Below are 14,637 nucleotides of genomic sequence, written 5' to 3'. Positions count from 1 at the left end.
ATGCTGAAGATTGGTGATTTACAAATGAAAAACCCTGTTGTATTAGCGCCTATGGCTGGTGTATGTAACTCAGCCTTCAGGCTAACTGTAAAAGAATTTGGTGCAGGGCTTGTTTGTGCAGAAATGGTGAGCGATAAAGCCATTCTATATAAAAATGCAAAGACGTTAGGTATGCTCTATATTGATGAACGAGAGAAGCCGCTCAGCTTGCAAATATTTGGCGGAGAAAAAGAGACTCTTGTAGAAGCCGCGAAATTTGTAGAACAAAACACAACAGCCGATATTATTGATATTAATATGGGGTGTCCAGTTCCCAAAATTACAAAGTGTGATGCAGGTGCAAAATGGTTGCTTGATCCAGCTAAAATATATGAGATGGTTGCTGCTGTCGTTGATGCTGTACAAAAACCTGTCACTGTAAAAATGCGTATGGGTTGGGACGATGAACATATATTTGCAATTGAGAATGCAATGGCAGTTGAACGTGCTGGAGGAAAAGCTGTATCGTTACATGGAAGAACACGTGAGCAAATGTATGAGGGTAAGGCAAACTGGGATATCATTAAACAGGTAAAACAAGCAGTTAATATACCGATCATCGGAAATGGTGATGTTGAATCTCCGCAGGATGCAAAAGCGATGCTTGAGCAAACAGGCTGTGATGGGGTAATGATAGGACGAGCTGCATTAGGTAACCCTTGGATGATATACCGTACAGTCAAATATCTTGAAACGGGTGAATTAATTGAAGAACCTGGAATTCGAGAAAAGATAGATGTTTGTATTTTACACCTTGACCGACTAATTGCTCTAAAAAATGAGAACATAGCGGTGAAAGAAATGAGAAAGCATGCAGCATGGTATTTAAAAGGGATCAAAGGCAATGCTAGAGTAAGGAATGCTATAAATGATTGTCATAATAGAGCAGACTTAGTAAATCTACTAACAAAGTTCGTTGATGATGTGGAAAATAAACAGCAAAGTGTAGCGAAAGTTGTTTGACATCAAGTATAGCCTGGAATATAATAACCCCTAAAAGACGTTTATATACTGCCAGTCTATCGCTGGCAGTTTTTCTAAAGGAAGGAAAGCATCACCCTTTCACCTAGAAGGCACGAGCAACTTCAGGGGAAGGGTTCCAACACTTTTTAGAAACTAAATTCTTTAGACTTAACTCAATTTCAGATTAACTCGGCACTGTCGGGTTTTTCTTTTTAACAATGGCTGTTTTCGTATAGATTGTTGTTTTCTTTCTTAAATAGCAACACGTATGCAACTATCGGGATATCTTATCCGCCTTTAATATTTATAAAAAATCCCTAAACCCATTACTTGCTACTCTATTTTGGTAAAGATAACAACTGAGTTAACAAGAAGAGCCCTTGAATAAGTAACGCTTCTTTTGAACTAGAAGTATATAAAATCTCTTTTTTTGTTAGAAAAATAATATTGGAGTTGATTGGTATGAGTACAGAAGAATTGAATGATCAGTTAGTAGTCAGACGTGAAAAATTACATAAGCTAGAAGAAAACGGGATTGATCCGTTTGGAAAACGCTTTGAACGTACTCACTCCGCTAAAGAGTTGATTTCCACATTGGATCATTACTCTAAGGAAGAGTTAGAACAAAATGAAGTACACGTTAAAATAGCTGGTAGAATAATGACAAAACGAGGGAAGGGTAAAGCTGGTTTTGCGCATATTCAAGATTTGACAGATCAGATCCAAATATACGTTAGAAAAGATGCGATAGGTGATGCACCGTATGAGACTTTTACAATCGCAGATATTGGAGATATCATTGGAATTTCTGGCACTGTTTTTAAAACAAAAGTTGGGGAGCTTTCTATTAAAGCAACTTCATTTGAATTATTAACAAAATCACTTAGACCATTACCTGATAAATACCATGGTTTAAAAGATATAGAGCAAAGATATCGTCAGCGATATTTAGATTTAATTACTAACCCTAAGAGTAAGCAAACGTTCATATCTAGAAGCCAAATTATTCAATCGATGAGACGTTATTTAGATAACAATGGATATTTAGAGGTAGAAACTCCGATGATGCACTCAATCGCAGGCGGAGCTTCGGCAAAACCTTTTATTACTCACCATAATGCACTAGATATCCCTTTATATATGAGAATTGCAATTGAATTACATTTAAAGAGATTAATTGTTGGTGGCTTAGAAAAAGTTTATGAAATCGGTCGTGTATTTCGTAATGAGGGTGTATCTACTCGTCATAATCCAGAATTCACAATGCTCGAACTTTATGAGGCGTATGCAGATTTTGAAGACATTATGTCATTAACTGAAAATATGATTGCTCATATTGCAGAGGAAGTACTCGGATCTACAACTGTTATGTATGGTGATGATGAAGTAGAATTAAAGCCAAAATGGAAAAGGCTACACATGGTTGACGCAATAAAAGAATATGTTGGCGTAGACTTTTGGAAAGAAATGAGTGTTGAAGAAGCACGTGCTCATGCGAAAGAGCATGGTGTTGAAATAAATGATAATATGTTATATGGACATATTGTAAATGAATTCTTCGAACAAAAAATAGAGGATAAACTTATACAACCGACATTTATTTATGGTCATCCAGTAGAAATTTCTCCTCTAGCTAAGAAAAACGCACAAGATCCGCGTTTTACTGATCGTTTTGAGCTGTTTATCGTTGGTCGTGAACATGCCAACGCATTTACCGAACTGAATGATCCTATTGATCAAAGGCAACGTTTTGAAGCACAAATAAAAGAACGTGAGCAAGGTAATGATGAAGCGCATATGATGGATGAGGACTTTGTGGAGGCGTTGGAGTATGGAATGCCACCAACAGGGGGATTAGGTATTGGGATTGACAGATTAGTCATGTTGTTAACGAATGCTCCATCCATTAGAGATGTACTATTATTCCCGCAAATGAGAAATAAATAGTTAATTCCCCCTAAACTTGTCGTTTAGGGGGTTTTTTCATAATGTTGTTTTTCCTATAAAGATCAAGATGTGTATATAACTAAATTTTTTGGTATTCATCTTTTCTTCTATAAAGACTGGTTTCGCAGTGATTGTTGATTTTCTTCTAAGATATATGGACTTATAAATCTAGCGTTCGTAATATCTTGTCAACTTTTACAATTATTAAGCTCTTTTAAAAGCTCATCATTCTGTATGTTTTTAGTAAAAATAGTAACGAGGTTTACGTAACGAGCCTATATATTAAAAGATGACTGTTGTGCAAAACAACAGCTTTATATTCTAGTTTAGTAAAAATAGTAACAGCGTTTATAAACGGGATCTTAAAAATGTTATAGATGAAGATTTAACATTAATTAAGTTTCTTTAAAATTTTATTAAAAAAACTATTGATTGTTATTAAAATAGATGATATATTATTATTTGTCGCTAAGAAACAACGACAATTATTGATGAAAGTCGACGAAAAAAGATGTTGACTTAGACAAGATTCGATGTTATTATAATAAAGCTGCTCCAAGAAAAACGCAGCTACAATGTTCTTTGAAAACTAAACAAAACAAAAGCGTCAACGTTAATTTTTTTGAACAAATGAGCAATCAAACTTTATTGGAGAGTTTGATCCTGGCTCAGGACGAACGCTGGCGGCGTGCCTAATACATGCAAGTCGAGCGAACCAAAGGGAGCTTGCTCCCGGAGGTTAGCGGCGGACGGGTGAGTAACACGTGGGCAACCTACCTGTAAGATTGGGATAACTTCGGGAAACCGGAGCTAATACCGAATAACAATAAGAACCACATGGTTCTTATTTGAAAGATGGCTTCGGCTATCACTTACGGATGGGCCCGCGGCGCATTAGCTAGTTGGTGAGGTAACGGCTCACCAAGGCGACGATGCGTAGCCGACCTGAGAGGGTGATCGGCCACACTGGGACTGAGACACGGCCCAGACTCCTACGGGAGGCAGCAGTAGGGAATCTTCCGCAATGGACGAAAGTCTGACGGAGCAACGCCGCGTGAGTGAAGAAGGTTTTCGGATCGTAAAACTCTGTTGTTAGGGAAGAACAAGTATCGTTCGAATAGGGCGGTACCTTGACGGTACCTAACCAGAAAGCCACGGCTAACTACGTGCCAGCAGCCGCGGTAATACGTAGGTGGCAAGCGTTGTCCGGAATTATTGGGCGTAAAGCGCGCGCAGGCGGTTCCTTAAGTCTGATGTGAAAGCCCACGGCTCAACCGTGGAGGGTCATTGGAAACTGGGGAACTTGAGTGCAGAAGAGGAGAGTGGAATTCCACGTGTAGCGGTGAAATGCGTAGAGATGTGGAGGAACACCAGTGGCGAAGGCGACTCTCTGGTCTGTAACTGACGCTGAGGTGCGAAAGCGTGGGGAGCGAACAGGATTAGATACCCTGGTAGTCCACGCCGTAAACGATGAGTGCTAAGTGTTAGAGGGTTTCCGCCCTTTAGTGCTGCAGCTAACGCATTAAGCACTCCGCCTGGGGAGTACGACCGCAAGGTTGAAACTCAAAGGAATTGACGGGGGCCCGCACAAGCGGTGGAGCATGTGGTTTAATTCGAAGCAACGCGAAGAACCTTACCAGGTCTTGACATCCTCTGCCAACCCTAGAGATAGGGCGTTCCCCTTCGGGGGACAGAGTGACAGGTGGTGCATGGTTGTCGTCAGCTCGTGTCGTGAGATGTTGGGTTAAGTCCCGCAACGAGCGCAACCCTTGATCTTAGTTGCCAGCATTAAGTTGGGCACTCTAAGGTGACTGCCGGTGACAAACCGGAGGAAGGTGGGGATGACGTCAAATCATCATGCCCCTTATGACCTGGGCTACACACGTGCTACAATGGATGGTACAAAGGGCAGCAAAACCGCGAGGTTAAGCGAATCCCATAAAACCATTCTCAGTTCGGATTGCAGGCTGCAACTCGCCTGCATGAAGCCGGAATCGCTAGTAATCGCGGATCAGCATGCCGCGGTGAATACGTTCCCGGGCCTTGTACACACCGCCCGTCACACCACGAGAGTTTGTAACACCCGAAGTCGGTGGGGTAACCGTAAGGAGCCAGCCGCCTAAGGTGGGACAGATGATTGGGGTGAAGTCGTAACAAGGTAGCCGTATCGGAAGGTGCGGCTGGATCACCTCCTTTCTAAGGAAATATGTGAAGCTAGACTTCATATAAAAAGACGCTTTTGTTTTTGTTTAGTTTTGAGAGAACATTCTCTCAAAATGAAGAAGGTAAACAACAAGCTGACGAAGAAATTCGATGGCTATTTTTTACCGATGTTCCTTGAAAACTAGATAATAACGACACATTCATTGAAGAAAGTGAAAATCTTTTTTCATTATTTGATGACGGTTTGACCGTTGGTCAAATAAAAAAAGCAAATTAGCAACGAGAAGGTCGAGGAAGTAAAGTTCTGGAGCAGCGGAGTGTATCTTGCATACATGAGCAGTGGAAGAACGAAGCTGACGATGAGATTCGAAGTTGATCATTTGTTTAAGGTTAAGTTAGAAAGGGCGCACGGTGAATGCCTTGGCACTAGGAGCCGATGAAGGACGGGACTAACACCGAAATGCTTCGGGGAGCTGTAAGTAAGCATTGATCCGGAGATTTCCGAATGGGGAAACCCACTGTTCGTAATGGAGCAGTATCAATATCTGAATACATAGGGTATTGAAGGCAGACCCGGGGAACTGAAACATCTAAGTACCCGGAGGAAGAGAAAGCAAAAGCGATTTCCTGAGTAGCGGCGAGCGAAACGGAATAAGCCCAAACCAAGAGGCTTGCCTCTTGGGGTTGTAGGACACTCTATACGGAGTTACAAAGGAACGAAGTAGACGAAGCGATCTGGAAAGGTCCGTCGAAGAAGGTAACAACCCTGTAGTTGAAACTTCGTTCCCTCCAGAGTGGATCCTGAGTACGGCGGGACACGTGAAATCCCGTCGGAAGCTGGGAGGACCATCTCCCAAGGCTAAATACTCCCTAGTGACCGATAGTGAACCAGTACCGTGAGGGAAAGGTGAAAAGCACCCCGGAAGGGGAGTGAAAGAGATCCTGAAACCGTGTGCCTACAAGTAGTCAGAGCCCGTTAATGGGTGATGGCGTGCCTTTTGTAGAATGAACCGGCGAGTTACGATCCCGTGCAAGGTTAAGTTGAAGAGACGGAGCCGCAGCGAAAGCGAGTCTGAATAGGGCGAAATAGTACGTGGTCGTAGACCCGAAACCAAGTGATCTACCCATGTCCAGGGTGAAGTTCAGGTAACACTGAATGGAGGCCCGAACCCACGCACGTTGAAAAGTGCGGGGATGAGGTGTGGGTAGGGGTGAAATGCCAATCGAACTTGGAGATAGCTGGTTCTCTCCGAAATAGCTTTAGGGCTAGCCTCAAGTGAAGAGTCTTGGAGGTAGAGCACTGATTGGACTAGGGGCCCCCAACGGGTTACCGAATTCAGTCAAACTCCGAATGCCAAAGACTTATACTTGGGAGTCAGACTGCGAGTGATAAGATCCGTAGTCGAAAGGGAAACAGCCCAGACCACCAGCTAAGGTCCCAAAGTATACGTTAAGTGGAAAAGGATGTGGAGTTGCATAGACAACCAGGATGTTGGCTTAGAAGCAGCCACCATTTAAAGAGTGCGTAATAGCTCACTGGTCGAGTGACTCTGCGCCGAAAATGTACCGGGGCTAAACGTATCACCGAAGCTGTGGACTGTCCTTACGGACAGTGGTAGGAGAGCGTTCTAAGTGCAGCGAAGCTAGACCGAGAGGACTGGTGGAGCGCTTAGAAGTGAGAATGCCGGTATGAGTAGCGAAAGAGGGGTGAGAATCCCCTCCACCGAATGCCTAAGGTTTCCTGAGGAAGGCTCGTCCGCTCAGGGTAAGTCGGGACCTAAGCCGAGGCCGAAAGGCGTAGGCGATGGACAACAGGTTGAGATTCCTGTACCACCTCCTCACCATTTGAGCAATGGGGGGACGCAGAAGGATAGGGTAAGCGCACTGTTGGATATGTGCGTCCAAGCAGTTAGGCTGACAAGTAGGTAAATCCGCTTGTCATAAAGGCTGAGCTGTGATGGCGAGGGAAATATAGTACCGAAGTTCCTGATTCCACACTGCCAAGAAAAGCCTCTAGCGAGGTGAGAGGTGCCCGTACCGCAAACCGACACAGGTAGGCGAGGAGAGAATCCTAAGGTGAGCGAGAGAACTCTCGTTAAGGAACTCGGCAAAATGACCCCGTAACTTCGGGAGAAGGGGTGCTTTTTAGGGTGAATAGCCCTGAGAAGCCGCAGTGAAAAGGCCCAGGCGACTGTTTAGCAAAAACACAGGTCTCTGCGAAGCCGCAAGGCGAAGTATAGGGGCTGACACCTGCCCGGTGCTGGAAGGTTAAGAGGAGGGGTTATCCGTAAGGAGAAGCTCTGAATCGAAGCCCCAGTAAACGGCGGCCGTAACTATAACGGTCCTAAGGTAGCGAAATTCCTTGTCGGGTAAGTTCCGACCCGCACGAAAGGTGTAACGATCTGGGCACTGTCTCAACGAGAGACTCGGTGAAATTATAGTACCTGTGAAGATGCAGGTTACCCGCGACAGGACGGAAAGACCCCGTGGAGCTTTACTGTAGCCTGATATTGAATTTTGGTACAGCTTGTACAGGATAGGTAGGAGCCGTAGAAACCGGAGCGCTAGCTTCGGTGGAGGCGTCGGTGGGATACTACCCTGGCTGTATTGAAATTCTAACCTACGGAGCTAATCGCTTCGGGAGACAGTGTCAGGTGGGCAGTTTGACTGGGGCGGTCGCCTCCTAAAAAGTAACGGAGGCGCCCAAAGGTTCCCTCAGAATGGTTGGAAATCATTCGAAGAGTGCAAAGGCATAAGGGAGCTTGACTGCGAGACCTACAAGTCGAGCAGGGACGAAAGTCGGGCTTAGTGATCCGGTGGTTCCGCATGGAAGGGCCATCGCTCAACGGATAAAAGCTACCCCGGGGATAACAGGCTTATCTCCCCCAAGAGTCCACATCGACGGGGAGGTTTGGCACCTCGATGTCGGCTCATCGCATCCTGGGGCTGTAGTCGGTCCCAAGGGTTGGGCTGTTCGCCCATTAAAGCGGTACGCGAGCTGGGTTCAGAACGTCGTGAGACAGTTCGGTCCCTATCCGTCGTGGGCGTAGGAAATTTGAGAGGAGCTGTCCTTAGTACGAGAGGACCGGGATGGACACACCGCTGGTGTACCAGTTGTCCTGCCAAGGGCATAGCTGGGTAGCTATGTGTGGAAGGGATAAGTGCTGAAAGCATCTAAGCATGAAGCCCCCCTCAAGATGAGATTTCCCATAGCGTAAGCTAGTAAGATCCCTCGAAGATGACGAGGTTGATAGGTCTGAGGTGGAAGCGTGGTGACACGTGGAGCTGACAGATACTAATAGATCGAGGACTTAACCAAGTTAGAAATGCAGAGCAAGCTTTGTTCAATGAATGTCTATTATCTAGTTTTGAAGGAATATTAACTTATTCCTATATATTATGTCTGGTGGCGATGGCGAAGAGGTCACACCCGTTCCCATACCGAACACGGAAGTTAAGCTCTTCAGCGCCGATGGTAGTTGGGGGTTTCCCCCTGTGAGAGTAGGACGTTGCCAGGCTTATATATTGGAGGATTAGCTCAGCTGGGAGAGCACTTGCCTTACAAGCAAGGGGTCGGCGGTTCGATCCCGTCATCCTCCACCATTAATACTCGTAAGAGTATATTGTTAATGATCATGAGCCATTAGCTCAGTTGGTAGAGCATCTGACTTTTAATCAGAGGGTCAGAGGTTCGAGTCCTCTATGGCTCATCATTTTCCGCGGGTGTGGCGGAATTGGCAGACGCGCTAGACTTAGGATCTAGTGTCCTTGTGACGTGGGGGTTCAAGTCCCTTCACCCGCATTAATTAAATAAAGCTTGCGGAAGTAGTTCAGTGGTAGAACACCACCTTGCCAAGGTGGGGGTCGCGGGTTCGAATCCCGTCTTCCGCTCCAATGCTGCCGGGGTGGTGGAATTGGCAGACACACAGGACTTAAAATCCTGCGGTAGGTGACTACCGTGCCGGTTCAAGTCCGGCCCTCGGCACCATTTATATATATAAGCGCCCGTAGCTCAATTGGATAGAGCGTCTGACTACGGATCAGAAGGTTATGGGTTCGACTCCTTTCGGGCGCGCCATTAATAAATAACGGGAAGTAGCTCAGCTTGGTAGAGCACATGGTTTGGGACCATGGGGTCGCAGGTTCGAATCCTGTCTTCCCGACCACTTATAAAAATTAAGGGGCCTTAGCTCAGCTGGGAGAGCGCCTGCCTTGCACGCAGGAGGTCAGCGGTTCGATCCCGCTAGGCTCCACCATGTTCTTTGAAAACTAAACAAAACAAAAGCGTCAACGTTAATTTTTTTGAACAAATGAGCAATCAAACTTTATTGGAGAGTTTGATCCTGGCTCAGGACGAACGCTGGCGGCGTGCCTAATACATGCAAGTCGAGCGAACCAAAGGGAGCTTGCTCCCGGAGGTTAGCGGCGGACGGGTGAGTAACACGTGGGCAACCTACCTGTAAGATTGGGATAACTTCGGGAAACCGGAGCTAATACCGAATAACAATAAGAACCACATGGTTCTTATTTGAAAGATGGCTTCGGCTATCACTTACGGATGGGCCCGCGGCGCATTAGCTAGTTGGTGAGGTAACGGCTCACCAAGGCGACGATGCGTAGCCGACCTGAGAGGGTGATCGGCCACACTGGGACTGAGACACGGCCCAGACTCCTACGGGAGGCAGCAGTAGGGAATCTTCCGCAATGGACGAAAGTCTGACGGAGCAACGCCGCGTGAGTGAAGAAGGTTTTCGGATCGTAAAACTCTGTTGTTAGGGAAGAACAAGTATCGTTCGAATAGGGCGGTACCTTGACGGTACCTAACCAGAAAGCCACGGCTAACTACGTGCCAGCAGCCGCGGTAATACGTAGGTGGCAAGCGTTGTCCGGAATTATTGGGCGTAAAGCGCGCGCAGGCGGTTCCTTAAGTCTGATGTGAAAGCCCACGGCTCAACCGTGGAGGGTCATTGGAAACTGGGGAACTTGAGTGCAGAAGAGGAGAGTGGAATTCCACGTGTAGCGGTGAAATGCGTAGAGATGTGGAGGAACACCAGTGGCGAAGGCGACTCTCTGGTCTGTAACTGACGCTGAGGTGCGAAAGCGTGGGGAGCGAACAGGATTAGATACCCTGGTAGTCCACGCCGTAAACGATGAGTGCTAAGTGTTAGAGGGTTTCCGCCCTTTAGTGCTGCAGCTAACGCATTAAGCACTCCGCCTGGGGAGTACGACCGCAAGGTTGAAACTCAAAGGAATTGACGGGGGCCCGCACAAGCGGTGGAGCATGTGGTTTAATTCGAAGCAACGCGAAGAACCTTACCAGGTCTTGACATCCTCTGCCAACCCTAGAGATAGGGCGTTCCCCTTCGGGGGACAGAGTGACAGGTGGTGCATGGTTGTCGTCAGCTCGTGTCGTGAGATGTTGGGTTAAGTCCCGCAACGAGCGCAACCCTTGATCTTAGTTGCCAGCATTAAGTTGGGCACTCTAAGGTGACTGCCGGTGACAAACCGGAGGAAGGTGGGGATGACGTCAAATCATCATGCCCCTTATGACCTGGGCTACACACGTGCTACAATGGATGGTACAAAGGGCAGCAAAACCGCGAGGTTAAGCGAATCCCATAAAACCATTCTCAGTTCGGATTGCAGGCTGCAACTCGCCTGCATGAAGCCGGAATCGCTAGTAATCGCGGATCAGCATGCCGCGGTGAATACGTTCCCGGGCCTTGTACACACCGCCCGTCACACCACGAGAGTTTGTAACACCCGAAGTCGGTGGGGTAACCGTAAGGAGCCAGCCGCCTAAGGTGGGACAGATGATTGGGGTGAAGTCGTAACAAGGTAGCCGTATCGGAAGGTGCGGCTGGATCACCTCCTTTCTAAGGAAATATGTGAAGCTAGACTTCATATAAAAAGACGCTTTTGTTTTTGTTTAGTTTTGAGAGAACATTCTCTCAAAATGAAGAAGGTAAACAACAAGCTGACGAAGAAATTCGATGGCTATTTTTTACCGATGTTCCTTGAAAACTAGATAATAACGACACATTCATTGAAGAAAGTGAAAATCTTTTTTCATTATTTGATGACGGTTTGACCGTTGGTCAAATAAAAAAAGCAAATTAGCAACGAGAAGGTCGAGGAAGTAAAGTTCTGGAGCAGCGGAGTGTATCTTGCATACATGAGCAGTGGAAGAACGAAGCTGACGATGAGATTCGAAGTTGATCATTTGTTTAAGGTTAAGTTAGAAAGGGCGCACGGTGAATGCCTTGGCACTAGGAGCCGATGAAGGACGGGACTAACACCGAAATGCTTCGGGGAGCTGTAAGTAAGCATTGATCCGGAGATTTCCGAATGGGGAAACCCACTGTTCGTAATGGAGCAGTATCAATATCTGAATACATAGGGTATTGAAGGCAGACCCGGGGAACTGAAACATCTAAGTACCCGGAGGAAGAGAAAGCAAAAGCGATTTCCTGAGTAGCGGCGAGCGAAACGGAATAAGCCCAAACCAAGAGGCTTGCCTCTTGGGGTTGTAGGACACTCTATACGGAGTTACAAAGGAACGAAGTAGACGAAGCGATCTGGAAAGGTCCGTCGAAGAAGGTAACAACCCTGTAGTTGAAACTTCGTTCCCTCCAGAGTGGATCCTGAGTACGGCGGGACACGTGAAATCCCGTCGGAAGCTGGGAGGACCATCTCCCAAGGCTAAATACTCCCTAGTGACCGATAGTGAACCAGTACCGTGAGGGAAAGGTGAAAAGCACCCCGGAAGGGGAGTGAAAGAGATCCTGAAACCGTGTGCCTACAAGTAGTCAGAGCCCGTTAATGGGTGATGGCGTGCCTTTTGTAGAATGAACCGGCGAGTTACGATCCCGTGCAAGGTTAAGTTGAAGAGACGGAGCCGCAGCGAAAGCGAGTCTGAATAGGGCGAAATAGTACGTGGTCGTAGACCCGAAACCAAGTGATCTACCCATGTCCAGGGTGAAGTTCAGGTAACACTGAATGGAGGCCCGAACCCACGCACGTTGAAAAGTGCGGGGATGAGGTGTGGGTAGGGGTGAAATGCCAATCGAACTTGGAGATAGCTGGTTCTCTCCGAAATAGCTTTAGGGCTAGCCTCAAGTGAAGAGTCTTGGAGGTAGAGCACTGATTGGACTAGGGGCCCCCAACGGGTTACCGAATTCAGTCAAACTCCGAATGCCAAAGACTTATACTTGGGAGTCAGACTGCGAGTGATAAGATCCGTAGTCGAAAGGGAAACAGCCCAGACCACCAGCTAAGGTCCCAAAGTATACGTTAAGTGGAAAAGGATGTGGAGTTGCATAGACAACCAGGATGTTGGCTTAGAAGCAGCCACCATTTAAAGAGTGCGTAATAGCTCACTGGTCGAGTGACTCTGCGCCGAAAATGTACCGGGGCTAAACGTATCACCGAAGCTGTGGACTGTCCTTACGGACAGTGGTAGGAGAGCGTTCTAAGTGCAGCGAAGCTAGACCGAGAGGACTGGTGGAGCGCTTAGAAGTGAGAATGCCGGTATGAGTAGCGAAAGAGGGGTGAGAATCCCCTCCACCGAATGCCTAAGGTTTCCTGAGGAAGGCTCGTCCGCTCAGGGTAAGTCGGGACCTAAGCCGAGGCCGAAAGGCGTAGGCGATGGACAACAGGTTGAGATTCCTGTACCACCTCCTCACCATTTGAGCAATGGGGGGACGCAGAAGGATAGGGTAAGCGCACTGTTGGATATGTGCGTCCAAGCAGTTAGGCTGACAAGTAGGTAAATCCGCTTGTCATAAAGGCTGAGCTGTGATGGCGAGGGAAATATAGTACCGAAGTTCCTGATTCCACACTGCCAAGAAAAGCCTCTAGCGAGGTGAGAGGTGCCCGTACCGCAAACCGACACAGGTAGGCGAGGAGAGAATCCTAAGGTGAGCGAGAGAACTCTCGTTAAGGAACTCGGCAAAATGACCCCGTAACTTCGGGAGAAGGGGTGCTTTTTAGGGTGAATAGCCCTGAGAAGCCGCAGTGAAAAGGCCCAGGCGACTGTTTAGCAAAAACACAGGTCTCTGCGAAGCCGCAAGGCGAAGTATAGGGGCTGACACCTGCCCGGTGCTGGAAGGTTAAGAGGAGGGGTTATCCGTAAGGAGAAGCTCTGAATCGAAGCCCCAGTAAACGGCGGCCGTAACTATAACGGTCCTAAGGTAGCGAAATTCCTTGTCGGGTAAGTTCCGACCCGCACGAAAGGTGTAACGATCTGGGCACTGTCTCAACGAGAGACTCGGTGAAATTATAGTACCTGTGAAGATGCAGGTTACCCGCGACAGGACGGAAAGACCCCGTGGAGCTTTACTGTAGCCTGATATTGAATTTTGGTACAGCTTGTACAGGATAGGTAGGAGCCGTAGAAACCGGAGCGCTAGCTTCGGTGGAGGCGTCGGTGGGATACTACCCTGGCTGTATTGAAATTCTAACCTACGGAGCTAATCGCTTCGGGAGACAGTGTCAGGTGGGCAGTTTGACTGGGGCGGTCGCCTCCTAAAAAGTAACGGAGGCGCCCAAAGGTTCCCTCAGAATGGTTGGAAATCATTCGAAGAGTGCAAAGGCATAAGGGAGCTTGACTGCGAGACCTACAAGTCGAGCAGGGACGAAAGTCGGGCTTAGTGATCCGGTGGTTCCGCATGGAAGGGCCATCGCTCAACGGATAAAAGCTACCCCGGGGATAACAGGCTTATCTCCCCCAAGAGTCCACATCGACGGGGAGGTTTGGCACCTCGATGTCGGCTCATCGCATCCTGGGGCTGTAGTCGGTCCCAAGGGTTGGGCTGTTCGCCCATTAAAGCGGTACGCGAGCTGGGTTCAGAACGTCGTGAGACAGTTCGGTCCCTATCCGTCGTGGGCGTAGGAAATTTGAGAGGAGCTGTCCTTAGTACGAGAGGACCGGGATGGACACACCGCTGGTGTACCAGTTGTCCTGCCAAGGGCATAGCTGGGTAGCTATGTGTGGAAGGGATAAGTGCTGAAAGCATCTAAGCATGAAGCCCCCCTCAAGATGAGATTTCCCATAGCGTAAGCTAGTAAGATCCCTCGAAGATGACGAGGTTGATAGGTCTGAGGTGGAAGCGTGGTGACACGTGGAGCTGACAGATACTAATAGATCGAGGACTTAACCAAGTTAGAAATGCAGAGCAAGCTTTGTTCAATGAATGTCTATTATCTAGTTTTGAAGGAATATTAACTTATTCCTATATATTATGTCTGGTGGCGATGGCGAAGAGGTCACACCCGTTCCCATACCGAACACGGAAGTTAAGCTCTTCAGCGCCGATGGTAGTTGGGGGTTTCCCCCTGTGAGAGTAGGACGTTGCCAGGCAATACAAAAGTCAGAGGAAGATATAATCCTCTGGCTTTTTTCTATACAATTTTTTAGCTAATTTGCTTTTGCCTTAATTAATTGCATCAAGCTAGCGTTTATGACATCTTTTCTTTTAGTTGTTTTCGTATTAATCTGTTGCAATTTGTAATAAAAACTAAACA

General features: G+C 47.2%; 2 protein-coding genes, 8 tRNA genes and 6 rRNA genes. All 16 read left to right on the top strand.

The genetic code is table 11. From position 1 onward, the window contains the following. The 16 genes from dusB (at position 1) to rrf (V1503_RS09895) (ending at position 14,473) form a co-directional block, all read left to right on the top strand. Positions 1 to 1,002, top strand: coding sequence for a tRNA dihydrouridine synthase DusB (gene dusB, locus V1503_RS09970; protein ID WP_214484058.1), 1,002 nt, complete (start codon positions 1 to 3; stop codon positions 1,000 to 1,002). Between the two features lie 462 nt (positions 1,003 to 1,464). Next, positions 1,465 to 2,949, top strand: a complete 1,485-nt coding sequence (gene lysS, locus V1503_RS09965; protein WP_214484057.1) for a lysine--tRNA ligase — start codon at positions 1,465 to 1,467, stop codon at positions 2,947 to 2,949. A 645-nt stretch (positions 2,950 to 3,594) separates the two neighbouring features. Continuing rightward, positions 3,595 to 5,145: ribosomal RNA gene (locus V1503_RS09960) — 16S ribosomal RNA — on the top strand. A 355-nt stretch (positions 5,146 to 5,500) separates the two neighbouring features. Further along, positions 5,501 to 8,431 (top strand): 23S ribosomal RNA (locus V1503_RS09955). Positions 8,432 to 8,514: 83 nt separating this feature from the next. Continuing rightward, a 5S ribosomal RNA gene (gene rrf / locus V1503_RS09950) occupies positions 8,515 to 8,630 on the top strand. A 9-nt stretch (positions 8,631 to 8,639) separates the two neighbouring features. After that, positions 8,640 to 8,715 (top strand) — tRNA-Val (locus V1503_RS09945). 34 nt (positions 8,716 to 8,749) lie between these two features. Further along, a tRNA-Lys gene (locus V1503_RS09940) sits at positions 8,750 to 8,822 on the top strand. A gap of 9 nt (positions 8,823 to 8,831) precedes the next feature. Next, positions 8,832 to 8,914 (top strand) — tRNA-Leu (locus tag V1503_RS09935). A gap of 17 nt (positions 8,915 to 8,931) precedes the next feature. Then, positions 8,932 to 9,006: transfer RNA gene (locus V1503_RS09930), tRNA-Gly, on the top strand. A 5-nt stretch (positions 9,007 to 9,011) separates the two neighbouring features. Further along, a tRNA-Leu gene (locus V1503_RS09925) sits at positions 9,012 to 9,100 on the top strand. A gap of 13 nt (positions 9,101 to 9,113) precedes the next feature. Next, positions 9,114 to 9,190, top strand: a tRNA-Arg gene (locus tag V1503_RS09920). An 11-nt stretch (positions 9,191 to 9,201) separates the two neighbouring features. Further along, positions 9,202 to 9,278 (top strand) — tRNA-Pro (locus V1503_RS09915). Between the two features lie 14 nt (positions 9,279 to 9,292). After that, positions 9,293 to 9,368: transfer RNA gene (locus V1503_RS09910), tRNA-Ala, on the top strand. Positions 9,369 to 9,437: 69 nt separating this feature from the next. Next, positions 9,438 to 10,988, top strand: a 16S ribosomal RNA gene (locus V1503_RS09905). A 355-nt stretch (positions 10,989 to 11,343) separates the two neighbouring features. Beyond that, positions 11,344 to 14,274 (top strand): 23S ribosomal RNA (locus tag V1503_RS09900). Between the two features lie 83 nt (positions 14,275 to 14,357). After that, positions 14,358 to 14,473: ribosomal RNA gene (rrf, locus tag V1503_RS09895) — 5S ribosomal RNA — on the top strand. The 16S, 23S and 5S rRNA genes sit together here with 8 tRNA genes alongside, the layout of an rRNA operon. The last annotated feature ends 164 nt before the right edge of the window (positions 14,474 to 14,637 follow it).

Origin of the sequence: Nanhaiella sioensis, assembly GCF_046557775.1 — a bacterium.
Classification (GTDB): domain Bacteria; phylum Bacillota; class Bacilli; order Bacillales; family SM2101; genus Nanhaiella; species Nanhaiella sioensis.
Note: the sequence above shows the minus strand (reverse complement) of the source record. Positions and strands in the feature narration are given on the sequence as shown.